This is a genomic window from Pseudoteredinibacter isoporae (assembly GCF_040372805.1).
In the GTDB taxonomy this organism is placed as follows: Bacteria; Pseudomonadota; Gammaproteobacteria; order Pseudomonadales; family Cellvibrionaceae; genus Pseudoteredinibacter; species Pseudoteredinibacter isoporae_A.
In genome coordinates this window covers 106377-132302 of record NZ_BAABWJ010000010.1, presented here as the reverse complement: position 1 = coordinate 132302, position 25926 = coordinate 106377, and the positions used below count along the sequence as shown (strand labels likewise).

Annotated in this window: 22 protein-coding genes; 6 read left to right on the top strand and 16 right to left on the bottom strand. The window is 49.6% G+C overall.

Annotation, left to right across the window (positions count from 1 at the left end; translation table 11 throughout):
* Positions 1 to 87: 87 nt before the first annotated feature.
* Both ABWW03_RS17240 and fldB read right to left on the bottom strand, forming a co-directional pair.
* The gene (locus ABWW03_RS17240; protein WP_353410415.1) at positions 88 to 1479 is read right to left on the bottom strand and encodes an MATE family efflux transporter; all 1392 of its coding nucleotides are present in this window, start codon (positions 1477 to 1479) and stop codon (positions 88 to 90) included.
* A 413-nt stretch (positions 1480 to 1892) separates the two neighbouring features.
* Positions 1893 to 2438, bottom strand: coding sequence for a flavodoxin FldB (fldB, locus tag ABWW03_RS17235; protein ID WP_353410413.1), 546 nt, complete (start codon positions 2436 to 2438; stop codon positions 1893 to 1895).
* Positions 2439 to 2746: 308 nt separating this feature from the next.
* Between fldB and ABWW03_RS17230 the strand changes: the two genes are divergently transcribed.
* Both ABWW03_RS17230 and ABWW03_RS17225 read left to right on the top strand, forming a co-directional pair.
* Positions 2747 to 3451 carry a response regulator transcription factor gene (locus tag ABWW03_RS17230; protein WP_353410411.1) on the top strand — a complete coding sequence of 235 codons (705 nt, stop codon included), beginning with the start codon at positions 2747 to 2749 and terminating at the stop codon, positions 3449 to 3451.
* Positions 3452 to 3457: 6 nt separating this feature from the next.
* Positions 3458 to 4855, top strand: coding sequence for an ATP-binding protein (locus ABWW03_RS17225; protein WP_353410409.1), 1398 nt, complete (start codon positions 3458 to 3460; stop codon positions 4853 to 4855).
* Between the two features lie 79 nt (positions 4856 to 4934).
* Here the strand turns inward: ABWW03_RS17225 and ABWW03_RS17220 are convergent, their stop codons facing one another.
* Complete coding sequence (locus ABWW03_RS17220) at positions 4935 to 5585, bottom strand: transglutaminase-like domain-containing protein (RefSeq protein WP_353410407.1); 651 nt, start codon at positions 5583 to 5585, stop codon at positions 4935 to 4937.
* A 34-nt stretch (positions 5586 to 5619) separates the two neighbouring features.
* Complete coding sequence (locus ABWW03_RS17215) at positions 5620 to 6582, bottom strand: LysR family transcriptional regulator (RefSeq protein WP_353410405.1); 963 nt, start codon at positions 6580 to 6582, stop codon at positions 5620 to 5622.
* Positions 6583 to 6690: 108 nt separating this feature from the next.
* Between ABWW03_RS17215 and ABWW03_RS17210 the strand changes: the two genes are divergently transcribed.
* Both ABWW03_RS17210 and ABWW03_RS17205 read left to right on the top strand, forming a co-directional pair.
* Positions 6691 to 8025 carry an aspartate aminotransferase family protein gene (locus tag ABWW03_RS17210; RefSeq protein ID WP_353410403.1) on the top strand — a complete coding sequence of 445 codons (1335 nt, stop codon included), beginning with the start codon at positions 6691 to 6693 and terminating at the stop codon, positions 8023 to 8025.
* Between the two features lie 60 nt (positions 8026 to 8085).
* Positions 8086 to 9582 (top strand): CoA-acylating methylmalonate-semialdehyde dehydrogenase, encoded by a 1497-nt coding sequence (locus ABWW03_RS17205; protein WP_353410402.1) that lies wholly within the window; start codon positions 8086 to 8088, stop codon positions 9580 to 9582.
* A 361-nt stretch (positions 9583 to 9943) separates the two neighbouring features.
* Here the strand turns inward: ABWW03_RS17205 and ABWW03_RS17200 are convergent, their stop codons facing one another.
* The 8 genes from ABWW03_RS17200 to ABWW03_RS17165 form a co-directional block, all read right to left on the bottom strand.
* On the bottom strand, positions 9944 to 10645 hold the full coding sequence (locus ABWW03_RS17200) for an RDD family protein (protein WP_353410401.1): 702 nt from the start codon (positions 10643 to 10645) through the stop codon (positions 9944 to 9946).
* A gap of 60 nt (positions 10646 to 10705) precedes the next feature.
* On the bottom strand, positions 10706 to 11023 hold the full coding sequence (locus tag ABWW03_RS17195; RefSeq protein WP_353410400.1) for an antibiotic biosynthesis monooxygenase family protein: 318 nt from the start codon (positions 11021 to 11023) through the stop codon (positions 10706 to 10708).
* 98 nt (positions 11024 to 11121) lie between these two features.
* Positions 11122 to 11622 (bottom strand): GNAT family N-acetyltransferase, encoded by a 501-nt coding sequence (locus ABWW03_RS17190; RefSeq protein WP_353410399.1) that lies wholly within the window; start codon positions 11620 to 11622, stop codon positions 11122 to 11124.
* Positions 11623 to 12043: 421 nt separating this feature from the next.
* Positions 12044 to 12382, bottom strand: coding sequence for an acetyl-CoA carboxylase biotin carboxyl carrier protein subunit (locus tag ABWW03_RS17185; RefSeq protein ID WP_353410398.1), 339 nt, complete (start codon positions 12380 to 12382; stop codon positions 12044 to 12046).
* Between the two features lie 35 nt (positions 12383 to 12417).
* Positions 12418 to 12861: a protein tyrosine phosphatase family protein gene (locus tag ABWW03_RS17180; protein WP_353410397.1), complete on the bottom strand. Its 444-nt coding sequence runs from the start codon at positions 12859 to 12861 to the stop codon at positions 12418 to 12420.
* Positions 12862 to 12901: 40 nt separating this feature from the next.
* The gene (locus ABWW03_RS17175; protein ID WP_353410395.1) at positions 12902 to 13690 is read right to left on the bottom strand and encodes an MBL fold metallo-hydrolase; all 789 of its coding nucleotides are present in this window, start codon (positions 13688 to 13690) and stop codon (positions 12902 to 12904) included.
* 584 nt (positions 13691 to 14274) lie between these two features.
* A complete protein-coding gene (locus ABWW03_RS17170) occupies positions 14275 to 15510 on the bottom strand; it encodes a dipeptidase (RefSeq protein WP_353410393.1) in 1236 nt (411 codons plus the stop codon).
* Between the two features lie 245 nt (positions 15511 to 15755).
* A complete protein-coding gene (locus tag ABWW03_RS17165) occupies positions 15756 to 16562 on the bottom strand; it encodes a universal stress protein (protein ID WP_353410391.1) in 807 nt (268 codons plus the stop codon).
* Between the two features lie 313 nt (positions 16563 to 16875).
* Between ABWW03_RS17165 and ABWW03_RS17160 the strand changes: the two genes are divergently transcribed.
* A complete protein-coding gene (locus ABWW03_RS17160) occupies positions 16876 to 18171 on the top strand; it encodes a hypothetical protein (protein WP_353410389.1) in 1296 nt (431 codons plus the stop codon).
* 159 nt (positions 18172 to 18330) lie between these two features.
* Positions 18331 to 19077 carry a fumarate/nitrate reduction transcriptional regulator Fnr gene (gene fnr, locus ABWW03_RS17155; RefSeq protein ID WP_353410387.1) on the top strand — a complete coding sequence of 249 codons (747 nt, stop codon included), beginning with the start codon at positions 18331 to 18333 and terminating at the stop codon, positions 19075 to 19077.
* Positions 19078 to 19164: 87 nt separating this feature from the next.
* Here the strand turns inward: fnr and ABWW03_RS17150 are convergent, their stop codons facing one another.
* The 4 genes from ABWW03_RS17150 to ABWW03_RS17135 all read right to left on the bottom strand — a co-directional run bounded on the left by ABWW03_RS17150 (position 19165) and on the right by ABWW03_RS17135 (position 25926).
* Positions 19165 to 19884 carry an OmpW/AlkL family protein gene (locus ABWW03_RS17150; protein WP_353410385.1) on the bottom strand — a complete coding sequence of 240 codons (720 nt, stop codon included), beginning with the start codon at positions 19882 to 19884 and terminating at the stop codon, positions 19165 to 19167.
* 198 nt (positions 19885 to 20082) lie between these two features.
* Positions 20083 to 20673, bottom strand: a complete 591-nt coding sequence (gene msrB / locus ABWW03_RS17145; RefSeq protein WP_353410383.1) for a peptide-methionine (R)-S-oxide reductase MsrB — start codon at positions 20671 to 20673, stop codon at positions 20083 to 20085.
* A gap of 116 nt (positions 20674 to 20789) precedes the next feature.
* Entirely contained in the window at positions 20790 to 21656 is an 867-nt protein-coding gene (locus ABWW03_RS17140) for a carbon-nitrogen hydrolase family protein (RefSeq protein ID WP_353410381.1), read from the bottom strand.
* A gap of 1 nt (position 21657) precedes the next feature.
* On the bottom strand, positions 21658 to 25926 hold the full coding sequence (locus ABWW03_RS17135; RefSeq protein WP_353410379.1) for a YhdP family phospholipid transporter: 4269 nt from the start codon (positions 25924 to 25926) through the stop codon (positions 21658 to 21660).

The window sequence follows — 25926 nt, the reverse complement described above, 5'->3', positions numbered from 1 at the left end:
TCAAAATACCATTAAAATCCGGTTCCGTACTGCTTTCGGGATCATCATCGTCAGTCAATGCCCACAATTCAGCGCCAGGCGGAAATTTTAATCCGGCAGCAGCTCAGGCGAGGTAGGTTCGACCAAACGCCTCAACATAATTTGTAAGCGTATATTCAACAGAATTGCACTGACGATAATGCCCGCCAGGAAGCCAGACCAATAACCGTAAATGCCATAGTTCTCGCCCCAATAATCCGTGGCACCTAAACTGTAACCCAAAGGGAAGCCCAGGCACCAATAGCCAAACACTTGAAACATCATCGGCACTTTGGTGTCTTCAAATCCCCTGAGTATTTGTGCAACACTCACCTGCGCCGAATCGATCAACAAAAACATAGGCGCAAATACCAACATCGCCAGTGACAAATTCGCAATGCCACTGTCTTGCGTAAACAGCGAAATGACCATTCCCGGCTGCCAAGCAATCAGCAAACCAAACACAAAGGCATAGGACAGGCAGATGCTTAAACCGACTTTTGCCTGCCGCGCAGCCAGCAGTGGTTTTCCAGAACCAATGCTGCTGGATAAACGAATCGAAGTTGCCTGCCCCAATCCTAAACTGAGCATCAACACCAAGGCCACGATTTGCAAAGTAATCTGGTGCGCACCCAGAGGATCAGTCCCCAGTGGCGCAATCAGCAAGGCTGTCACGCTGAAAAAACCTTCTTCGGCAAGCAGCGACAAACTGATCGGCAAGCCCAACATAAAAATGGCCCGCCAACGCGGCAAATCCAAACGCGGTAAGCTTCGGAACACCTTCATCGCTTTGAATTCAGGCACAGTTTCAATATACGCCACGCCCATCATTGCCCAGAGAAAATAAATACTCAGGGTGGTCAGCGCGCAGCCCACCGCCCCCATAGCCGGCATGCCGAATTTACCAAACACAAAGATGTAATCCAGTACGGCGTTCAATGCCAGCACAATTAAGCTGGAGCCCAGTGAAAAACGAATATCGCCACAGCCTTCACACAAACACAACATCACCCAAATGACGCCGCTGGCAGGCATGCCCCAGGCAATAATTGAGAGATAAGACTGTGCAATCTCGGTCACCTCGGAGCTGGTGCCCAGATGAGACAGCAGCGGCACGATGGACCAGATCAGTAACATGGCCAGCGTACCGATGCCCAGCGCCATCAGTATCGCCTGTTGGGCTTCATGGCGAATTTCAGACGGTTTGCCTGCGCCTTTCAAGCGAGCAAAACGTGGCGTGGTTGCGCTGATCCAGCCTCCCATAAACAGCTCGATAACCAACCAGATGTTGGCACCCACGGCAAGGCCAGCCAGTTCCGTACTGCTGACCTGGCCAGCCATCATGGTATCCACGACTTCCAGGCCAACCATAGCGACATGAGCAATCATTAAAGGAATGCCCAAGCGCATTATATGCAGGGCTTCACGCCCAAAAAATGAGAAAGATTTATTCACAAACATAGTTCAAGGCTCGTTATAAACGATAGGGCGAAGACGGAGCATCAATGCTCGGCCTTCTAATGTTGTAGCGCTTGAAAAAGTAAGCTATTCAGGAGGCCAGCAATCTATTTCCAGATTACGGCGGGTATGAGCAAACCCGGCCCACATAGCAGCGGCGCTACGCAGATAGAAATTGTGGCAGGCAGCCACTTGTTTCACCGGAATTAGCATGGGAATACGCCTCAGAGGCAAATTTGAATTATTGTTTAAATCTTAGCGACACCAATCTGTATTAGCAAGCCAGATTCCTTTCAGAGTTCCATCTTATAAAGCCATAGCAACTCTATGACTCTATTATGATTCGTTTTCAGAAAGGCTTAACAGGCGCTCATGTACCAACGGTGGATATAAACAGACAGAACGCGTTTCCAAGCTCAGTCGTCCAAGGATTCGACGGGAATCTCCAGCTCAAACTCAGCCACAATCTGCTCGCACCATCGATTCAAACGCGCAGCGGTCATCTCTTCCTGCTGGTCTTCATCAATGGCCAGCCCCATAAACAAATTCTGTTCAGGGAGTAAGGCTTTGGACGCCTCAAAGTCATAACCTTCTGTTGGCCAGTACCCAATGATCTGAGCGCCCTTGGATTTGACGACATCGTGCAACATGCCCATCGCATCCAGAAAGTAATCCCCGTAGCCAAATTGATCGCCCAGGCCAAACAGAGCAACACACTTATTGCTGAAGTCGACCTCGGACACATCATCCCAGAATTCCTCCCAGTCTGACTGAATCTGCCCGAAGTCCCAGGTTGGGATTCCCAGAACAATGCGCTCGTAATCGGCAAACTCCAGCTGGGTGACATCGGCAATATCCATAACATCCACAAACTCCTCGCCCAAACGCTGCTGGATACGGTATGCCACGGCCTCGGTATTACCTTCATCACTGCCGAAAAATAAGCCAATTGCTGCCGTCATGTATGTCTATCTCCTGGGTTTACCCTGCTGGAAGCCCGAACGGACCCCAATAATCGAGCTGCGGATTTTGGCAGCTAAAAGCATTAGGTGCAAACCCCTCTCAATTGGCTCTGAAATGCCGCCAGGTTTTGGCAAAAATAGACCCTCTAAAACTGTATACAATGTGCCAGAATACAAGCCCCATGCGGCTTGTAGCTCTATGACCTTACAATGTTAAGAGCTATGTTAAGAAGAGTAATAGGCACTGACGGCACAGAACGAGTCAGGCAAACTAGCGCCCTGTGATTAGATCGATAGCGGAAAACCCTATGGCAAAACTGTTACTTGTGGACGATGATCAGGAGCTTTGCGCCCTATTAGGTGAGTTTTTATCCACCGAAGGCTTTGAAACCACCATGGTGCATGACGGACAAGCGGCTTTGGACGCGACGGCCGAAGGTAGCTTTGACTTGATCGTTCTCGATGTAATGCTGCCGATATATACGGGCTTCGAGGTTCTGCGCAAGCTGCGTGATTACTGTCAAACCCCAGTATTAATGCTGACCGCCAAGGGTGAAGATGTGGATCGCATTGTGGGCCTGGAAATGGGCGCTGATGATTATCTGCCCAAACCCTGCAATCCCCGCGAACTGGTCGCCCGTATTCGCGCGATTTTGCGTCGTGTCGACCAGACCCAGCCCGAACAGCCCAGTGACCATCTTGTCGTCGATCAATTAGAGCTGCAAATCAGCGCTCACTCTGCCAGCTACAGCAACAAACCACTTACCCTGACCGGTGCCGAATTTACCGTTCTGGAACTGTTGATGCGCTCCTCCGGGCAGGTCATCAGTAAAGAAGCCCTGACCGAACAGGCCCTGGGCCGAAAACTCACCCCCTATGACCGCAGCATTGATGTCCATGTAAGTAATCTGCGCAAGAAGCTCGCTGAAAAAGGCGCTTCCAAAGAGCTGATCATCAATATCCGTGGCGCTGGCTATATGCTGACCGTCAGCGGCAAGCTCAGCAACGCCTGATTCGTCATGACCAAAGTCTACGTTAAACTGTTTATCGGTTTTTGGTGCATCACCATTTTAATGATTGTGGGCACCGGTCTGGCCACGCATTGGCTGGATTTACGCCCTGACAAGCACCTCTCTTCCAATTCCGATATTGAACAAACAACCGCCGCTGCGCGATTACTGCGCGAGGTGGTCCGCGAGGCGGTAAACTACAGCCTTGACGATATCCGTTCGGGCATGGAGTCCATGCAGGACAACGCCACTCGCCTGGTATTCGTTGTTGATCAATACGGTGAAGATTTACTGCACCGGCCCATCCCCGCAGGGGGCCAACGCATTTTGAATCAACTGAGTCCGGAACAGCCCTTTGCCCATTTCAGCAAAGACGGGAGTTCCTATGTTGGTCGCCAGGTGTTGTTGCCCGACGGTGACTGGGTAAAAATCATTACCTACGATACACCGGATGATACTGGCCTGTGGTGGCAACTGTATTTTTACAACATCTGGCTACCCCTGCTGATTTCCATTCTGATTTCCGGTACGGCTTGTTTTATTCTCGCCAAGCGCATGAGCCGCGGTATCGACATTATGCGTCAGGCAACACGCCGCATCGCCGCAGGTGATTTGAGCGTTCGCATCTCCCAGGAATTCACGACCTGTAAAGTGAAGAACCGCGATGAAATCGCTGAGCTCAGTCTCGAATTTGACCATATGACTGCCCGCTTGGATAAATCCATGCAGGAGCAGCAACGCCTGATCAAAGACGTGTCCCACGAGTTGCGCTCACCCTTGGCACGCTTACAGTTTGCGTTGGCCATCGCCCAATCTCGTTGCTGTGGCTCAGACATCGATAAAGAGCTGGTGAAAATTAAAGAATCGGCCGATTACCTGAATGAAATCATTTCCGACATCCTCTCGATGCCGATGACCGATACAGCGGCCTGGGAATTGTGCGACACCATTGACTTGAAAATTCTGCTGGAAACCCTGGTCGAAGAATATCGCTGCGGCGCCAGTGAAAAAGGCGTAACCCTCGCCTTGGAAACCCCCATTCAGGACGCCTTAGTTGCCACACACGGCAACAGCCTGATTGGTGTTTTTGAAAATATTGTGCGGAATGCCTTGCACTACACACCCAAAGATACCACCGTTTCCGTCGAGCTTGATGACACGAACAACAAGCACTATAAAATTACTGTTCGCGATCAAGGCCGTGGCGTTCCTGCCGGAAATCTGGACGACATCTTTAAACCATTCTTCCGCACGGATGAAGCCCGTGCTCGCAGCAGCGGCGGCTATGGCTTGGGCCTCGCCATCAGTAAACGCACTGTTGAACTGCACGATGGCTCGATTCGTGCGTACAACCATGCCAATGGCGGACTGTGTATTGAAGTTCGCTTAAAACGTGGAAAGTTTTAAGGCTTAGCGAAAGATGCAAGCACACACAAAAAAGGCCGCTATATGCGGCCTTTTTTGTGTGTCTTATCCCAGCGTTACCTCACTGCACTTCTAAGGCCACTTCCTCGTCAAAGCTCAATCCGTATAGCGCACTCATTTTGGGATAGTATTTATGGAAGTCAGCAATTAACTCATCATAAGGCAGGTCTGCATATTCGCCGCGCTCATTGAGATATTCCATGTGCCGGTTCCCCGCTTGATCAAACTCATGGTACAGAGAATCATCCACGCCATTAAATTCAAGGGGCTTCAAGCCAAACTTGGTGCACAATTCAATATTGAATGCCGGCGTTGCTTTCACCCACTTGCCTTGCAAATAAATCGAGGTATAACCGTGCCAATAAAACACATCGGTTTCCATCGCTTGTCGCATTTTTTCGGTCGACAAATGATTGGTGACATCCGCAAAGCCCAATCGCGCAGGCACGCCAATGGCACGACAACACGCCGCTAACAAAATAGCTTTAGGCACACACCAACCTCGTTGCACCTCCAAAAGGTGACTGGCTTTAAACCCCTGTTCTTTCAAGTCCGCCGTGAAGGGGTCATAAAAAATTTGATCGCGCACGGCATAGTACAACGACAATACCTTTGACAATTCGTCTTCCCCACTCATGTGTTGATCAACAAAAGCCAATACATCCGGGTGATTGCTCTCAATAAACTCAGTCGCTTGTAAATACTCTTGCATAGTCGCCGTCTTATCTTTTCAAGGTTAATACGAATTATTCAAATGGATGCTCAGCTGCGAGGCATTCAATAAAACCTTGCAGAATACGCGAGGGCTTGGGTGATACTCGACTGATGGCCAGAAACTGACACAAATATTGAAATTCGTCACAGGCGAGCGCACGCATCTCGCCTCGCCTGACCCAAGGAGCGGCATAGTGTTCTGGCAAATACCCGAGGTAACAATTTGATAGCACCAGATGCACAATCGCTTCCTGATCATAGGCCGTTGCACTGCGCTGCATGGACAGTCGCTGCCCCACTTCCATATTCGGAGAGTGGTAACCCAAACCAGCATAGGGATATTGCAACACCTCACTATTGCGAATCACAGTGTCATCTTGATCAAACAATGGATGATTTTTGCCACAGTACAAGTACATCTGCTCATCGAACAAAGGCACATAATTCAAACTGCTGGACTCACGGTGGGCAGGAATTACGCCTAATTGAAAACGCCCTTCCATCACACCTTTTTCGATGACATTGATCGGTTCAACGTGTAACTCAAGTGCAACTTCCGGGGCCATCGAAACATAGCGGGCGATAGCCTTATCAATATGGCAAGCAGGGTTTCCAGCCGTTTTGTCGAACAAAGCGATACTGAGCTTGCCAGTCAAACTCTGCTGAATGCCATTCACTTCATTGCGAAAGCTCTCGATGGAGCCCAGTAAATTCAGAGTCGCGCGATATATGTTGCTTCCCTCCTCGGTCAGCGCGAACCCTCCACGCCCCCGTTTCGCCAGATTCATTCCCAGACGTATCTCAAGGTCTTTCAGGTGACGAGAAATCGTCGAGCGCCCGATATTAAGTTCCAGTTCTGCCGCACTGAGCCCGCCCGCCTCCACGACGCTTTTAAACACCCTGAGTAAGCGCAGGTCGATATCGCTCAATTGCCCCAAAGGGCTGGCCTTTGGGGCCTTTGTAGCACGTGCACTGGGGTTAACTTTATGTTTCATAAACATCACACTAAAGGTTCAATATGTAGCATTTATACAACATTAGTAAGTCACTACACTAGCGCCAATTTCAATAATTACCCTCTGTTCAAGATTGAGATGTGAACCATGAGCCATAAAGACCCCAAAGCCGGTTTGAGCCAGGCCCAGCTGGATGCCCACTGGATGCCCTTCACAGCGAACCGCCAATTCAAACAAGACCCTCGCCTAATCGTGTCGGCTGAAGGCAACTATTACTATGACAGCGAAGGCCGCAAGATCTTTGATGGTCTTTCCGGGCTATGGACTTCCGGCCTAGGCCACAGTCGACAGGAAATTACTGATGCGGTCTCCCAGCAGGTTAAACAGCTGGATTATTCCCCCGCCTTCCAATTCGGTCACCCGAAAGCATTTGAACTGGCCCACCGTATCGGTGAGTTTATGCCAGACGGCATCAACCGCGTCTTTTTCACCGGTTCCGGTTCTGAATCCACCGAAACAGCACTAAAAATTGCTCGGGCTTATTGGCGAAAACGCGGCCAAGCCAGCAAGACCAAATTAATCGGTCGCGCCAAGGGCTATCACGGCGTGAACTGGGGTGGTATCAGTGTCGGTGGTATAGGTGCCAACCGCGCCCTGTATGGCACAGCAGTCGATGCCGACCACTTGTCGCACACCATGACAGTCGAAAATCGCTTTAATAAAGGGCAACCCGAACAAGGCGCCCATCTGGCAGATGAGTTAATCGAAATGATCGCCCTGCATGATGCCAGTAACATCGCCGCGGTTATTGTGGAACCGTTAGCAGGTTCTGCGGGTGTCATTCCACCACCACAGGGCTATCTGCAGCGCTTAAGAGAAATCTGCGACCAGCATGACATCTTGCTGATTTTCGATGAAGTTATTACTGGCTTCGGCCGCATGGGAGCGAACACTGGCGCTGAAGCGTTTGGGGTCAAACCCGACATCATCAATATGGCGAAGCAACTCACCAATGGCGCCATCCCAATGGGTGCCGTTGCCGTAAAGCAGGAAATCTACGATTGCTTTATGGAGACCGCTGGTGCCGAGTACATCCTCGAACTGCCTCACGGTTACACCTATTCTGCTCATCCCGTTGCTTGTGCCGCCGCTCTGGCCGCTTTGGATGTCCTGGAAAAAGAACAGCTGCCCCAGCGTGTTGCCAGCCTGTCGCCCTTATTGGAAGAAGCTATTCATGGTTTGAAAGGCTGCCAATACGTCAGCGACATTCGCAATTACGGTTTTGCTGCCGGCCTGACCTTTGAAGCCGCTCCCGGTGAACCCTTGTTACGCCCCTACCAGGTCGCCATGAGCATGTGGGAAAAAGGTTTCTACGTACGCTACGGCGGCGACACCATTCAATTGGGCTTGCCGTTTACGACCGAAGCCGAAGAGATCGACAGCTTAGTGAATGCACTGGGCGAATCAATTCATGCGCTGTAAAACCGTTACGAATTTCGGGTTTGTGCTTAAGCAAACCTTTTAGCTAATTTGGAAGAGACTATGAACACTGTTGGACATTTTATTAACGGCGAATACATTGCCGATACCGAACGCTGCCAGGATGTTTTCAATCCGGCGACAGGCAAAGTCAGCAAGCAAGTTGCCCTGGCGAGCCAGGCTACTGTGCGGCAAGCCATTGATGCAGCACAAGCAGCTTACCCGGCTTGGAGAAATACGCCACCTCTCAAGCGTGCGCGCGTTATGTTCAAGTACAAAGAGTTATTGGAAGCGAATGCCGACAAAATTGTCGCGGCGATTACCGAAGAACACGGCAAAGTATTGAACGATGCTCACGGAGAATTTATCCGTGGCGTCGAAGTGGTGGAGTACGCTTGCGGCGCGCCTGAGTTACTAAAGGGTGAACACAGCAAAAACGTTGGCCCGGCAATTGATTCCTGGAGTGAATTTCAACCGCTGGGTGTGGTTGCGGGGATTACCCCCTTTAACTTTCCAGCCATGGTGCCAATGTGGATGTTCCCAATGGCGATTGCCTGTGGCAACACCTTCATCCTGAAGCCCTCTGAACGCGACCCCAGTTGTGCCATCTTGCTCGCCGAACTGCTGAAAGAAGCCGGCTTGCCCGACGGTGTTTTCAACGTGGTCAATGGTGATAAAGAAGCTGTCGACAGTCTTTTGGAAGCCCCAGAAGTACATGCCGTTTCTTTTGTCGGTTCAACGCCAATCGCAGAATATATTTACAACAAAGGCAATAGTGCGGGCAAACGCGTTCAGGCCTTGGGCGGAGCGAAAAACCACGCCATTGTCATGCCAGATGCTGATCTCGATAACGCGGTGAATGCTCTGATGGGCGCGGCTTACGGTTCATGTGGTGAACGTTGCATGGCCATCTCGGTAGCTGTAGCGGTCGGTAATGACACCGGTGATGCTCTGGTAGCCAAACTGAAGCAACAACTGGACACTCTGAAAGTCGGTCCGGGTACCGACAACAGCAACGATATGGGCCCCCTCATCACCAAACAACATTTTGAAAAAGTAAAAGGCTACATTGATGCCGGTGAAGCCGCTGGCGCCACTGTCGTAGCCGATGGACGAGGCCTGGTGGTTGAAGGCAATGAAGATGGATATTTCCTGGGCGGCACATTGTTCGATCACGTCAGTGCCGACATGAGCATTTACACGGACGAAATCTTCGGCCCGGTGCTTTGTGTGGTTCGTGTCGAAAACATGCAAGAGGCCATGGATTTGATCGATGCCCATGAATTTGGCAACGGCACCTGCATCTTTACGCGTGATGGCGAAGCGGCGCGCTATTTCACCGACAATATCAAAGTCGGCATGGTCGGTGTAAATGTTCCTTTGCCCGTACCCGTAGCATGCCACAGCTTTGGCGGTTGGAAACGTTCCCTATTCGGAGACCTTCACGCTTATGGCCCTGACGCCGTACGCTTCTACACCAAGCGCAAAACAGTGACCCAACGTTGGCCGAGTGGTGGGGTTCGCGAGACGGCTCAATTCTCTTTCCCTAGCAATCAGTAAGCACGGACAGCTCCTCAAAAGAGATCAGGTCAACCTAAGAGGTCAAAGCACATGCTTTGGCCTCTTAGGTTTTGCGAGAACACACCTTCAACCTGAGATCTCATTCTTTACGAGTTCTGCCCTGTGAACGAGGCTTAAATAACGCCATCCAGAATAGCCCTTCAAATACCAAACCTATCATGAGGAACAGCAAGGAGAAGGGACGTAAAGCGACAGCCGAATAAAAGAACAATGCACCCAGAATACAAACGAACATGATGATATAACGATATTCAGACAAGGCGGCGGCCCCTTAGAAACTTTCTCGAATGCATCAAGACTAATCAAAATATTCCAGCCCGCCAAGCACACTTATATATCTTTACTCACGGAGTATTCTACGACAGCCAGGCATGCGTCCGATCCAACAGCGGCTTACCAGTACAAACAGCGCCACCCAAAAACTGGTCGACAACAGGAAATTGAGCATTTCCTCCCGTAAAGAGCAGCGATTGTCATCCAGACAAGCATCACTGAACGAAAAATACGTAGAAATCGACAGAACGATAAACAGCAATAAAATGTAGACAAACATCATGGCAATACGTCGCCAAGCGGGTGGGTAATCGTATAACTCCGTTTGTTCTGATCGTTCACTAAGACGATAAGAAGCCTTCGAAACACCTTTAGGAGTCAGTACCACAATCGACGACACCAACATATCGTGAACAGCCTGATACCGACGGCTGCTCAACACTGTAATGAGGGATAAAAACCCAAATACGATTTTTGTGGCGCTACGCCAGTATGCCTGCAACAGGCTAAGCTTTTCATCCTCAGCGAGCTTTCGAACCTTTATTTTTAATAGGTGCTGTCCCAATGTCGCACCGCTGAAGGCAAGCAAAAAAGGCTCAATCGAAAGGCAAATACCGATCACTAAAAGGCTCTCAAGCTTTCCCGATGATAGAGTAAGCGAACGAATCAGCAGTAAAGTAAGCGCAAAATAAAAGGCCATAAAGACACTGTCGAACAACAGTGCCGCAATGCGCTTGGAAAGTGGTGCAAAAGCTGTGGGAGTTTCCACTGAGACTTGTCCTTAAGCGAAGAAAACGGATCGCTCTACACTAAGCTTCCGAAGAGTGAGTTATATACCATAATCACGCTCCACCTTGGCAATTCGAGTTTTAAAGCTTGAGTACCACTGCTTATGTCCCAGACGCTGGGCCTCAAGATGCTCGGCATTTTGTTTCCAACGTTTGATGGAATCCAAATCCATCCAATAGGATACGGTAATTCCCAGTTCCTCTCTTGCGGATTCAACACCCAGAAAGCCCTCTTGTTGCTTCGCTAACTCCAGCATTCTGTCTGCCATATTTCCGTAACCTTGATCACCTTCGGTTCGAACAGAACTGAAAACAACGGCATAGTATGGCGGCTCGGGGGTTGTCGCGATCAGAGACATAGTCACTCCTTAGGGCTATAGGATAGTTCGGCCACCTGGATAAAAGCGACCTTCACGGTATAGCTTATTTCTTATAAAAACGGCATTTAAAAACGACGCTACAACAAGGTTTTTCGCAAACCCACACAATCAAGACTTTTGCCCTGAATATCAACAAACCCAGGCAAAGACTCAAACTGAACAAAGCCCTGCTTTTGCAGAACTCTCAAGGATGCAGGGTTATTCTCCAGCACTCGAGCCTGCAGCTCGTTCAGCTTATAAGTATTTTTAGCTTCAGATATTAAATGCGATAGGCACATGCCGGCCAGACCTTTGGAACCATGATTTTCCGCAACTCGATACCCAACTTGTGCCGTATGACCGGATATCGCTTTCAGGTTTCCTCTGGCGAGAACTTCACTTCCTTCGAGCAAAAGCACCGAATAGGAACGCCTCTGCTTCGCAGCCTCCAAATAGTCACTGATATGCGTCGCAATGCCATCAGGCGAATAAAAGGCTTCAACACGTGGTTCAATCAACGATTCGAACCACTCTTTATTAAGCTGTTCAAACTGGAACAAGGCCGGTATATGATCAAGGGATAGTACTTCAAACCTCATTGCCAGATCCTTCAAGACAACTTAATTCACAATTTATTAGGGAAGTTGAGCTTACTACGCCCCGTTGCTTTACTCAAACTCAGCGCACAGTACTCTCTCTGGCGACGAATAGGAGCCATGACTGGCAGACTACTCCTAAACTTACGGATTTCAAGTGTTAAAGCGACCGGGTCAGTTGTGGGGTGTTGTTTTTTTAGATGGGTAGAATCCATATACAATAAGGATGACACCGACCAAAAGAAAATAAGAAAAATAACGGTCATCTCCTTCTGACGAAACGGTGCGATAAAAGGTATCTTGACCAGTGCCTGAAAACCAGCCAGACATGTATTCCGTTAGATTCAGTGTTGCACTTATCAAGAACGGGAAAACATCAAAAGCAACACATATACAACCAAGCAGAAGGGATGCTTTTTTCACCTTACTCAAGCACTCTTTGACCTGGGCGGGTAAGCTTCACTAAAGCTTGTTCTGGAGCAATGGGATTCCCTGTAACATACAACTCTTCAACAACACCACTACAAGGACTGACAAGCTCATAAATATACATCGACATTTCAAGTTCAAGCAGAACCTCTCCGGCGGCAACTTGATCCCCAACAGACACTAGGACATGGCAGGTTGGACTGTGAGTTGCTTCATCGAAGTCGGGCGCGTTTACAAGGCCGTCCTCAGGCCAAACGTCATCTTCAGAAGTGATTTGAATGTCTTCTTCAGGACCCAAAGCATCGCTAAGCCATTTAAACAATCGTTCTCTCATCTAGGCAACTCCTGAAAACTCCATTGAAGATTGACTCACAATTGACCCGGCGCCCGGCTGATAAACGCCTTCCAGACATCATCCATTTGCGGAAGCCACTGCTCCAAGATCGGTGTTGTGGCTTGAGCTGGAGTAAACCCTCTGCTGTCTTGCAGGTAACGAAAAAGAAACGCCGACACCCTGGCATTGACGATATAGTGAACCCAGACCTTTTTGTTTCGAAGAGCATCCATATAGGATGAAAATTCGGTGTAGTGGCATTCTTTTGGGGAATCAAAAGGCACGGGAATATGAATGTAGCTCATCCCTAATGCAGTAATGACAGCGCCTTCGTCTGAAATGGATTTTTCATGATCAGGCATGGCCAAATTAATAACAACCTCATATCCAGCGTCTGAAATGTGCTGGAATTCATCTCGAGAAGGCTGACCCGAAGACGATATACGATCGGTAATCTGGTGAACATTAAATATCGTCATGGGTCAGAATCCTTATAAAAGCCTTATTCGACACGATTGATTATGGGGCTGTCTCGCGGTCGACAATCGCGACGGTTCTCTCAATAAATCGCACAAACGCCTTTTCAGGCAAAAACGGAGAAGCCTTCTCGACATTGAAAGCCTCAACCATAGCAAGAATCCGTTTGTTTTTCTGCATCTGCGCCTCACTCATCCCCTGCTTGCGAAGCTCCCGAACCAGATCTACCCATTTCAGAGTATTTTCCCTAAACTCGCGCAATGAAGGCTTATACGCTGGGCTCCCATGTCCCGGCACAATGAGACTACGCTCATCGCCCAGTTCCAGAATACGATCTACCGCAGCATTTAATCCAGAGACCCCGCCGGCATAAAACGTTGGATGCCAACTTCGGTCATAAATATCACCCGTGAATATCGTATTGCTGGCTTTGTGGTAGAAAACAGTATCCCCTGTTGTGTGGGAAACAAGCTGAACCCTCTCAAAGCCTTCAACACCAACAGCGTCATCGACAAGCATTGCACCATTTTCCATAAAGTAGCTGTTTCCACCATTGTGATCATTGTGAAAATGGGTGTTTAGAATGAACGCAATGGGTTTATCGGAGATCGATTGAATCAACTTGTCCAGCTCAGGCAAACGCCCTTTACCCGGCATAGGATCAATCAAAACCAGTGTGTCTTCAAGCTGGATCAAGCCCATATTGGCGCTCAAACCACCTGCGTTTAACACATGAAGGTCGTCAGAAACTTTATGTACGCTGATACCCCCCGCAAAAACTACCGAAACGGGAAACATCAAAAACAGAGCGATCATTATTTTTGTTTTCATAATACGGAACTCCTTTCTTTGTAAGATGGGTACGCAAATGCAGGCAAACGCTAACACCCTCCCCCAATACAACAACGGGATTTCGATGAGACGTTGTAAAATCGAGTCGACTGATAAAATCCAACAAAGCAATGAAGCCCAAGCTTGAATTCGAGAATGCTGCCGACAGCTCAAGAGAATAAGGATCAGAAATTTGATCGTAATGCGTTTTTATTTATATGCGCATTTGATCAACCATCACGATCAAAGAACTCATCTTTTACAAAAATAAAATCCGAGTTATCAAACTGATAGCAGGCAAGCTTATAGAGATAAGAAAACCAATGAAGACAATACCCAAACTTTTTGGGTGAGAACAATATAAAGCACATGGGAAGCATGGCGGCAGTAATCGTCAGTTCCGCCAAGAACGGCTGGCATTCTCCACCACCTCTCCAGCCTTATTCCAGTAGTGGCCTACCTTGCATTCCCTGGCAATGTGGACTCTCTATTCTTCACTGAAATAACGCTCGAGCTAAACCAGCAGCCCGACAAACAACACCGGGCCACGGGCAGTTACTTGACTACCAACGTCTCGTGAACAGTTAGTGTTTATCCCCATATTCTTCAACGGCCTGCCAAACTCGCATTAGGTTCCCACCCAAGATTTTGCGAACATCGCCTTCGCTATACCCTCTATTGAGCAAACCCTGCACTAGGGCCGGGTAGCTGGCCACGTCTTTCAGGTTCTCAGGAAGCGAATCTCCAACACCATCGTAATCTGAGCCAACACCCACATGATCGATACCGATCAGTTTCACCGCGTAGTCAAAATGTTCCAAAACCTGATCCAGGCTGGCGTACGGGTACGGATTGTCTTTTTTATACATCTCTTCAAAATTTTTCATATCCTCTTTGCTGGCTTTAGGATGAGTCTTCTTGTATTCAGTCAATGCCGCCTTGCGCTTATTGTTATAGCCGTTAGCGTCTTCATGAATAAAAGCAGAGCCGAAATTAATCTGGATTACGCCGCCGTTTTTCTTTAACGCCTTGAGCATTTTGTCATCCATGTTGCGCTCCCAACCCGGTGTAAAATGCCTGAGGGAAGAATGGGATGCAATCACGGGGACTTGACTCACTGCCATCACATCGTAAAAAGCCTGATCAGACACATGCGAGATATCGACCATCATGCCGATATTGTTCATTTCCGTGATTAATTGCTTACCAAAGTCACTTAAACCCTGATGAGGCTTGTCTTCTGAGTAGGAGGAATCACTGATGTGATTACTTTTGGAATGAGCAAGAGTGATGTAACGAATCCCACGATCGTAAAAATACTTCAGGTTTTCGATGTTACCTTCTAATGGGGTCCCGTTTTCCATCCCCATTGGCAGGGAAATTTTTCCAGCCTTTTGGTTCTCCAGCATCTCTTTGCTGCTGTAGGCCAGAGCGAATTTCTCTGGGGCGCGTCCAACGATCGCTTCAACTCGGTCAATCAAGCGATCGGCCAAGGCTACACTGCCGCCCTTCTTCTCATATTCAGCCGGAATGTAGATGGACATAAATGCACCATCCAGGCCACCTCGGCTGGCTCTGGGGTAATCAAAATCCCCGTCTTTAGTGGCTCGGCTTACATCTGCATAATTGTCTTCGATGCGATAAGGCACATCAATATGGGTATCGACAATGAGCGCGTCCTGAGCCAGCCGAATCGCTTTGGGGCTCACCTCGATTTTCGTCGCTGAATACGCCGATGATGCAAAGCCCAGGCTGGCCACAGCCAGGCATAACAATGGGAGGGTATTGTTCGATTTATTGATACGTAGGAGGTTCGCCATAAAGCAGCCCTTATCGATATTATTGAGATCGGAAAATATATAACGGGCAATACTACGAAGTTCGAGAGCAAGAAGCAAAACGCCAGCAGTATCCGTGTCACGGAATCACAAACTTCCTATAGAAACGGCAAATAAAACCGGAAAATAGGACAGGCAAAAAAATGGGGGCACGAAGCCCCCTAAGATCTCTAGCCGAGTGATAAACCGGTTCGAGCGTGTCGAATTTCTCTTTAAGTAATGGCCGCTTAGTTCAAGGCCATCACATCTTTTTCCAATTGTGTCAGCACCCGCTCAGAGGTGTTCCCCCGCATCGCAGCCAATAAGCCTTTACGCGCCAAAGTGCCGATTAATACTATGTCCGCACCCAGTTCTTTTGCCGCCTCTGAAATCACGTCTTCAGGCGCACCTTGACGAATGTGAACATGATCAGAACCCATATCCAGTTTGCGCAGCAGACTGCCACGGTCTGGAATGTTCATCGTATCGTCGTAGGCATTAACCACATGCAGGTCAGCGCCATAGAGATCCGCCGTCCAGCGCCCGCGGGAGACAATCTTTTCATTCAACGCCTGGTAGCGCTCATCTTTCGCCTGAGCATTGATCGCCGCCAGAACCGTCTTACGGTGGTACTCCGCACCAGGACGTACAATCAGTACTGGGCATTTGGCGTTGCGCAGTAACGCCCATTTGGAATCACTGAAACGAATCCCCTTCTCACCGTCCCCGTAATCCGGGATCACGATCATGTCGGTCTGGAAATGCTTACCAGATGACAACAAGGCTTTTTGCCAATCGTGTGCCCAACAAATCTCTGCAGTGTACTCCAAGCCTTCTTTTTCCATGCGCTTGGCCAGCGCAGAGAAGTTGGAAACATCACTGTACATATCCGGATTGCGATGGCTGGTATCAACCGAGTGGCCATCAACACCAATAAAAATGTGGATGGCCGGTGCGCTGTCGCGCATTTTGGCGGTGATGATGGCACGCTCCAGCGCAGGATGCTCATCGCGCGTTGGATCGATAACAACCAATAAGTTTTCTTGTGTACTCATAATGTCAGTGCCTTCTTTATATACTCGACTAAGATGCCGCTAATATAATTCAGAAACGGTTACTGACTTATGATTTGCCTCAATAGTTGTTTGATCTGATCGCCCAACGTTTCTATTGGCGTGAAAACCTCATCGCTAATCGTTCAGTTCATGCTACTCAATTCGGTCTGGGGGCACTTGATCTTCATCAATTACCAAGCCCTTATATAAACCCCAAAATACCGCCGAATTCCCCACGTTTGATCCATATCAACACCTGCTGCATAAACCATGGCTACACTGCCTGCATCATAAACTCGGGATAGCTGACACCGTGAACAATCCAAATGCCCTGGCCGATCAACACTTTGATTTAGCCGCCCAGCAACATCCGCATTTACTGCGCAGCGCCAGTTACAACTATCCACATAGGCGTGCCTTTCAGGTAGAGAGCGGAACCAACACCCAGTCCGCCAGCCAGCGCCCGAGCATTTCTCCTCTGGCCATCTGGATTAACCTGCCGGCCCGTCGCTTCGATACCGCTTTGGGCCGGGATTTTCTCGACAGCCTGATTACCGAAATCACCCTGCGAAAAGAAGCCTTCGGGCGCCGGCCGATTACTCAGCTGTTATTACGCCACCCGTTTTTACACTACCAGGGCGCTGACATCACCGAGCTGATGCATCTGGTCGCGAGTAATTTTCGCCTGAACCACAGGGACAACTCGCCCATCGAATACTGTGCAGAGTTGTCATTGGAGGAAGCAGAAGGGGCAAACCTGGCGCTCCTCAAAGGTCTGGGATTTAACGAATTTCTAGTGAGCTTGCCACCTACACTCGGCAAAGCCGACCACGAGGCACTGCAGACCAGTTGGCAACATGCACGTGAGTTCGCCGCCGACAGCCTTGGAGTACGCTTACCTTATGGTTACCCTGAACAGGATTTGCACAGCGTGCGTACTCTGTTGGACCAGGTATTGACCTTGAAACCCAACAGAATATTGCTCACACCCGCCAGCGAGCTGGATCGTTGGAATCTACAGGAAAACGTTCAAGAACACGGCAGCCACAGCGCCAGCCAGTTTGCCTTGCTCTACAATGCCCTGCGTCATGCAGGTTACCGTGTGCTGGGCAATGATTGTTTTGTATTGGGGCGTGATTCCCTCGCTATCGCCCAGAACCAGAACCGCCTGCGTCGCACCGCCGTTGCATATAACTCGGTAAATGCCGCCGATTTACTCGGCCTTGGACCTGCCGCAGGCTGCCAATTGGGCAGTCGCTACGAAAGCAATCTGGAAGCCATTCAGCCTTATATCCAGCACTTGCAACAGGGCAAGCTGGCCGTGGAGAAAGTGCTCCAGCTTGGCGATACAGCCAAAGCCTGCCGAGTCGTCGCTGATCAATTATTATGCTATCACCGCCTGGACATTGACTATATCGAGAATCGCTACGATATCGCCCTGTCGTCACTCGCGGAAAATATCAGCTGGGAACTCAATGCCGAGGCTAATATGGAACTCATGAGAATTCATAACGGCCTGCTGCAGCTCAGTGACGACGGTATTATGCGCCTACTGTTTATCACCGACACCTTTATCGCCGGTTTGCTTAGAACCCAGGAAAAGGAATAAGAAAATTAAGGGCCATGCTTAATTATTAGTTGTTCTGACCATAGAAGCCCTAGCAATACCATGGATAAGTAGTAAAATTAAGAACTCGCTAATATGCCTTTGACGTTTTAAGGCAGAAAATGCTGAGAATGACAGAGACTCTAGCCAACAGTGAATGTAATGACCTCTAATATCATCAGTAAATCGACACGCTGCCACCACAACCCTCAGGTTTCCTGTGGTGACTGTCGCTTGAACAGCATCTGCCTGCCCATCAGTGTGCATGTGGACGAGCTGGATAAGCTGGATGACATTATCCAGCGCGGTCGCCCGCTCCACAAAGGCGATTACCTCTATCACGCCAACGACCCTTTTACCTCGGTATACGCCGTGCGCTCTGGAACGATCAAATCCATACGCATCACTAACGATGGCGAGGAACAGGTCACCGGCTTCCACCTGCCGGGTGAAATTCTGGGTATGGATGGCATCGCGCAGAATGTACACACCAATTCTGCGATCGCACTGGAAACCACCGCGGTCTGTGAAATTCCCTTTGCCCGCATGGAAGAACTCAGCATCAAGATTCCAAGCCTTCAGCGCCATTTTTTCCAGCTGATGAGTCAGGAGATAACCGCGGATCAACAGTTGATCACGCTATTGAGTAAAAACAGTGCGGAAGAACGCGTGGCTTCTATGTTGCTGAGCATCTCTACCCGAAATCATCGCCGTCATTTGTCGGCAACGTTGTTTCGCCTGGCCATGTCTCGCGCAGATATGGGTAACTATCTGGGCCTTACCGTAGAAACCGTAAGCCGGGTATTAAGCCGCTTCCAAAAGCAGGAGGTTTTGTCGGTGGATAAAAAGGAAATTGAAATTCTTGATATGGACGGATTGCGCAAAGCGGCTCGCGCAGATGTTTGTTGAGATAGCGTCACACTTACCTGCTTTGAACGCCTGCGATAAATCGCCAGCGTCAATAAAAAGCCCGCCATTTGGCGGGCTTTTTATATCTTAGAATTTATAGCCGATCATGACAGAGTAAACCATCGGATCAATATCCACGTCGGTGGTAATACGTGCACCTTGTGGCAGACCCAAAGCATTGTTGCCATCTTTAACCGTCAGGGTCGCTTCGGTGTCGATATCAATGTAGCGAACAGAAGCGTTCAGCAATAGATTGTTGCCCAGGTCAAAATCGAACCCGACTTGTGCAGCCAATCCCCAGGAATCGTCCAAATCCACATCCAAATCGCCGGCACCGGCTTCCAGGTTTGCACCGCCTTCTTCGTCAAAGAAGAAGGTGTAGTTCAAGCCAAGACCCACATAGGGTTTGAAGGCGCTTTCGGAGTTAAAGTAGTAAATCGCACTCAACGTCGGTGGCAGTTGTTTAGTGTCCGCAACCGAACCAACACCACGAGTATTCAAGAAGCTACCTTTACCAGAAGCATCATGGGAGAACGGCGTCGCCGCCAACAATTCAACGCCCCAAGACTTATCCAACATATAGGTGAAGGTCAGACCCAGCTGAGTATCGTTGTCTACATCAACACCAGAATCTGCACCCAAAGAACCGCCATTAACAAAAACCTGTGTGCTGTCACCGTCTGGGGCAACAGTGGTTACACCCGCTCGCGCAATAAAGTCACCAGCTTCATAAGCCTGTGCTTGAGTGCCAACAACGCAGGCCGCAATGGCCGCTGCTAAAGTCAATGGTTTCAGGGTAGCTTTCATAATTACTCTCTCTTCCTCAACAGGGGCTTGTTGTACTAAGGCCCGTTTATTTGTTGAGGCTATTGAACAATATTGCCTTGTCCAAAGACTTGATCCAGATTAACTAAAAACAGCTTTTCGCAAACTTAAGAAAAAAGGCCTATAAAAAAGGCCTTACATATTTGCGCTAGATCAAGTCGAGAGTTTGGGGAGGGGAGTTTACTCTGCTTTGCTACCTTGGATATTGGACGGTAAAGCTGGCGAACTATTTTTCTCTCCATCCGGAACAAAGCGCAAGGCCAAGGAATTAATACAGTAACGCTTGCCCGTAGGCGCTGGGCCGTCATTAAATACATGACCTAAATGCTCACCGCATTTACTGAGAATTTCAGTGCGTCGCATTCCCCAACTGTAATCGGTTTTCAAAACAATATTGTCTTTATTGGCTTCCCAGAAACTGGGCCAACCTGTGCCGGAATCGTATTTGTGTTCAGAGCGAAATACAGGCAACTGGCAGGCCGCGCTGACAAAGGTGCCCTTTTTACCCTTACCCATTTTTTCATTAGTAAAACGTCGTTCGGTATCGCTTTCCCACAGAATTTTGTATTGCTCACGGGGAAGAATTCGCTTCCAGACGGATTTCGGTACCTGGGTCAGGTCTTCTCCGTTGTCGATCATTTGCTGCAAGCTTGTTTCCTTGTTGGTGCTCACAGTAGGTTCCGCAATGGACTGATCGCCATTGGCCTCGTTGCAAGCCATCAATGCACCCGCCAGCAGCGGTATTAATACGGCAATAGATAAATGTTTCATGGTTAAGCCTCCCTATTTCGATGGTACTAGCCTAACAAAAGGCCACAAGCGCGACTTTGCAAAAGGTGGACAAGAAGTTCACAAATGTATCGCAGACTCCAGTTGATACAGCAGTATCAGCGTAATCGGCGATTGTTAAGCGCCGGCAGCGCCTGTCTCACATCCAACAGGCGTTGGCGCTCCACGGTGCATATTAGATGCCCTTCGCCACGTTTGAGCGACGCCAGGGCTTTTCCCCACGGGTCAATGACACAACTGTGCCCCCAGGTCGATCGTCGCTGACTGTGATCGCCTCCCTGGGCTGCACCTGCCAGATAGCACTGATTTTCAACGGCTCGAGCTTTCAGCAATAATTCCCAATGCGCTTCGCCGGTCGTAAAGGTAAATGCCGCAGGGACAAGCACCAACTCACAACCCATATCAGCCAATTGCCGAAAGTACTCTGGGAAGCGCAGATCATAGCAAATTGCTACCCCAATATTACCCCAGGGGCTGGGGAAACACTGCGGCACAACACCAGGGGCAAACGTGTCCGATTCTCGATATTGCCCTTGGGCATCGTTTACCTGAGCGTCAAACAAATGCACCTTGTCATAACGCCCGACTTCCAAGCCCTGATCATCGTACACAAAACAGGCCGCGTATACCCGAGCCTGCATCTCATCAAGTGCAGGGGCTCCTGTGTACGGATTGGCGCCAGTACATGGAATTGAGCCCGCCACCAGGTAAACCCCATAGCAGGAGGCCATAGAAGAAAGGAATGTTCGCAAAGGGCCGTGTTCGTCGGCTTCCGCCTGCCCAGCAGCCAACTGATCGCCACCACCAAAAATGGCAAACATTTCCGGCAGAACCACCAACTCAGCCCCCGCTTCCGCGCAGGCTTTAATTTGTCTCTCCGCCGATATCAGATTGTCATCCAACGATTTGGCGGACACCATTTGTACCAAGCCAAGCGTCAAATGCTGCCAGTTGTTTTGAGTCATATTATTCCGGGTCGTTTTCGGATGGTTCGACTGCCTGAGCACCTTCTGTGTCTCCAGAAGCATTATTTTCGAGTTCGATACCCTGCTTGCTGTCCACTTGAGGCACAGGCTCGAGCTCGGCAGTTGAGCGGGAGGTATCTGTTTCACTCACCGAGGGTTCTTCATGTTGGCGCTCGGCTTCTTCAGCAACTTTTTCCCCCGCATCTTTTGCCGCCTTGGAATCAAATAAACGCTCGAAATTCACCTGCGGATCCGCCCAGCTGCCCGTCATGGAATAGCTGACACTGGCAACTTTGTCGACTTGATTGGAAAACAATTTGCTGGCCAGATAAACACCCGCCGCCGCCGGCCAGCTAACCAACAGCCCCGTCGCCAGGGCGACATTATTGCCCACAGGAAGCGTCGCAACCAAACGGGTATCCAGACTCTCATCTTCCCAATCAATTTTTCCCGCAAACTGCAAACGACTGCTGGGGCCTTTAACAATGATCGGTTCTTGAATCAGCAACTCCTGTTGCTGAAAGTCAATATGGCCATGGACCGAATCGAACACCATACCTTCTTTGTACAGGTCGGCAAAGTCCAGCCTCAAACGACGTACCCAGGTATCAAAGTTCAAAACACTCAACAAACGCAGAACAGCGTTTCCACCTGCTCCAGCCGATTGAAAAAAGCGCCCTTTCTGAATGTCCAAATCCAAGCTGCCTGCGATCACACTGGAGTCAAAATTCATGGGACTGCCAGGCCAATTCATGGCCAGCTGGAACTCGGCACGCTCCGATTCCAAGATGCTGGGCATCTGCCACTGCTGACTCAAGGTATTAATATCTTTGAATTGAATTCGCGCCAGTAATGTACTGCGAGACACATCCCCTGCTAACCAATGCAAACTCGCACCCGGGTCTATCGCGGCCATATCATCAGCGCGTTCATTGTCCTCGATATTCCCAGATACACGAATGTCGCCCAGCTCGCCAAATATGCGATCAAGTAAAAGGCCATCGTCCTCACCTGGCTGTATCTGAAATCGCCAGTTACCCAGATCACGACGGCCATAACTGAGCGTTTCAATATGTACCAAGGTGTGGGGGAAGTTGCTGAAATTCCACTTCTCTGCAATTTCCTCTTCAGGAAGCGTGTCATTGGACAGTTCCGACTCAGGCGTTTCTTCTGAGTCATCAATTTCCGGCAACTTCAAGTAGCGTAAACGAACATCCAGTGGGCGCTCGCTTTCATAATACTCAATACTGCCCGCAACCATGTCGCTATCGGCGTTGAGCAAAATGCCTTGTTGAGTTTGGCTGGCCTGCAGTTCGATATTGGGCACGGAAAAACCCGACAGATGCAAGCTATCAACCGTAATGTCCAGTGTGAATGGCATCGATTCCTGCTCAGGCAACTGGCTTCGACCCTGTTCAGGTGCACGCAAATCGGCGTACCGATCACGGGCAGTTTGATAACGATCGACAATATCCAGCCAGGGCTCAATATCCAGCTCAGATAAATGACCAGCGATGATCGCCTGGCCCGCTCGGGTCTCCGGAAGTTCACCGCTCAGACCCAGAGCAAAACTTTCACCGTCTGAATGTTGCCGAACCATCAACATGACATTGTCTTCGCGAGGCTCTGTAAGCGCTGGGGTTTGATGCGTTGACGTTTCTTGTGCTGAATCTTCTGAGGCTGTCGCTGGTGCTTGCAGCGCATACTGCAAAAATATCTGTTCCTGGACGTCTTCACCAACCGGCTTGTCACCCTCAATCGGAATTCGAATACGCGTCGGTCGAGACTGCTCCGCTGCCTTCCCATAGGGCGCGGGAAGGTTGATTGCAATTCCTCGCATATCCGTTTGCAAATTCAAACGGTTGGCATCCTGGTTATCTGAGCGTCTTAAATAGGTGCTGGGTAAATACAGCTGCCCTTGAACCTTTGTCTGGCCTTCGGCCATCAGCAAACCCGGTTCATTGATCCATTGGGCCAGTGGCGCCATGGCCAATTGGGTGTCGAATTCCAGTACAGAAGACTCAGCGCTGCTGCGTAAACGAGCCAGGATTTCCTGCCCCCAAAGCTCAGCCCGTAAATTTTTTCCGTGCAAGCCACGCTGAATGTCGTACTTCAGTTCAGCATCGACGTGTTCAAAATGCAGCGCGACATCGGGAATGTACAATTCGGCCTCGCTGAGGTGGGCGGAAATATTGTATTGAGACCCTTTGCGCTCCTCAAGCGACAACGGAATTTTCAAATCCACGTCGCCCTTAAGCTTGCCCGGTAATTCCCATTGCTGAAAGCTCTCAGCCTGTTCACGCGCAATGGGGCTGTTTAATAAAAAGTCGAACCCGTGCTGGCCACTGCCTTTAAAGTTTGCCGAGACACTCAGTCTGTCACCATCCGCTTCGGGGTTGTCTTCTAAGTCAACGGCAATATCACTGAGCTGCAAGCCCAGGCTTTTACCCTGTTCAGCTCGAGCCTGCAAAAAGCGACCGTCAACTTCCAAACGTGCATCAACGTCGCTGACGCGTGGCCAGCCTGGCATATAATCCAAAGCCGCATCTTTCAAATCCAGTGCCAGCTGCGTGGTGTACGTACTGGTCAGAGACGCAGTCAAACCACCACGATAAATAAAGGCACCATTTTGCAACGTGCCATCACCATTGGCATCGGCAAGAAATTGTTTTAATGAATCCGGTACAACCGTTGGTAGATACTTGGGATAGTTACTGATCTTGTCATTTTTTAAACCAATCAACAGTGTCAAGTCGCTGGGTACGGTATTCGCAAACCAAGGCGTAAACAGGTTCATATAACCGCGTACCTGCGTGTCCCCCTGCTGCATGCTCAGCATGCCACTGTTGACGTAAATGCTGTTGTTTTCGCGACTCAACACCCATTGCACCTGACCGCGCATCGTTTCGAATGTCTGCGCCTCGTCGTAGACGGTGGTATAGTGCATCGAAAAACCGTTCTGGGAGTCGATGTCGACAAAGCCACGTTTTGCACTGGTTTCAACAAAGCCATCGACACCACTGACTGCAGGTGCCCCTTCCCAGGCGCCCGCCGAGATCTGTTCCAGATTCGCTTGCAGCAGGAAATCCTCAGCGGTATTTTTCCCCAGACGAACATACAGATTATTGATATGACCACTGGGCTTCAAGCTGGCCAACACCTGCTTTAACTCACCTTCTGGCAGCCACTCATGGGTTTCTGCCAAGGCATACCAGTAACCGATATCAATGCGAGGGCTGCGCAGCGCCAGTGGCGTATTCGCGCCAAACTCAACCGAGATGTCCACGGGTTGGGGAAGTTCAAAGTCCGCAAACTTTCCGTGAATATTCTGAAGGGACAGCTGCCAATCCCCATTACTGCTGCGTACACCGGATACATCCATTTTGGCAACTTCCGGCAAAGGTAAATGCCCACCATCGGCCTGCACATGGCCACGCAATTCCATAAAGCTGCCTGGCAACTTCACCGTCCAGAGTTTGCCGGTCAGAGCAACATCCTGCAGTTGTTCACGCTGGGGAAAATTCTCCCAGGCTTCGCGACGAAACTGTTCTGCAAGCTCAGAAATTTTTACGTGATTCAATTCAAGGTAGGCACTGGCGAGAAACGTTTCACGATCACGCGGGTCACCCTCACCTTCAAAGATGAAATTCATCAGTGGCCGATCACCACTGTTGAGTTGAGCTTTTAGTCGATGGAAACTCTGGGTATTTTCCATGACCACTTCAGGCAACTGCCAGGTGCTGGGTTCGCCGCTCAATGGGTAAAATTCCAGATTCACTGCCGCCAGTTCCACTCGGCCACGCAGTAACAGGAGTTCCCAGGGACTCAGGGTGTCACTGTCTTCACTGATATCGCCGGGCAGAACACCACGCAGATACACCTGACCATCGTTGTATTGCTGCAGGGAAACACTGAGTTCATCAATGCGAAAATCCGACCAGGCCAAACGCCAGTTAAACAGGGAAAGCAGAAGATCAAATTGAGTATAAAGAGACTCGACCGCCAGAACCTGCTCACCGCGCTTGTTGCTGAAACGCAGATCTTCAATATTCACTTCGGGGCGCAGGCCAATCCACTGCCCTTCAATATGGCCGATAGCGACGTGCACACCCAGTTGCTCGCCCAGCAAGTCAGCGATATCGTCGCGATAATCGTTCGCCATAGGCAATAAGAAACGCCCAGCTTGAACCAACAAGGCCAAACTGATGACGAGTGCCGCGCAAATACCCCAAAAGCGGCGGGCGAAACTACGGGTCCAGGATGTTTTCAA